Origin of the sequence: Bacteroides caecigallinarum (genome assembly GCF_016901995.1) — a bacterium.
Classification (GTDB): Bacteria; Bacteroidota; Bacteroidia; order Bacteroidales; family Bacteroidaceae; genus Phocaeicola; species Phocaeicola cellulolyticus.
Genome location: NZ_JACJLE010000150.1, coordinates 1 through 474, shown reverse-complemented (window position 1 = coordinate 474; position 474 = coordinate 1). Strand labels below are relative to the sequence as shown.

Genomic DNA, 474 nt, shown 5'->3' with positions numbered 1-474 from the left:
GCTTTCGAGAGGGAGAGCGGTTAAGTTGACATGCTGAAGCTGAGTAAGGAGATATGAAAATCCTTTTGAGTATCTTACCTTGTAGTAGCAAGGGAGCGAGAAAGAAAGTTTGGTTTTCAAACTGAAAAAAAACTTTTTCAAAAAAAACTTTCGAAAAAGTTTGGTAGCTAAAAATAAATCCCTTATCTTTGCAAACGCTTTCGCTTCCAAAGCGAAAGAAAGTTCTTTGAAAGATTTTAAATAAACAAACAGAATGTAGTACAAGCGTCACATTATAATAATGTGATGAAAAGTAAGAATAAACCGTCAATTAAAGATAAAACGGTATCCTGAACAGAGACAAAACACATCCTTAACGGATATATAAGATATTTTACAATGAAGAGTTTGATCCTGGCTCAGGATGAACGCTAGCTACAGGCTTAACACATGCAAGTCGAGGGGCAGCGGGATTGAAGCTTGCTTCAATCGCCG

Annotated in this window: 1 rRNA gene; it reads left to right on the top strand. The window is 36.7% G+C overall.

Going from position 1 to position 474, the window contains the following annotated elements:
• Positions 1 to 375: 375 nt before the first annotated feature.
• A 16S ribosomal RNA gene (locus tag H6A61_RS15405) occupies positions 376 to 474 on the top strand; the annotation flags it as partial.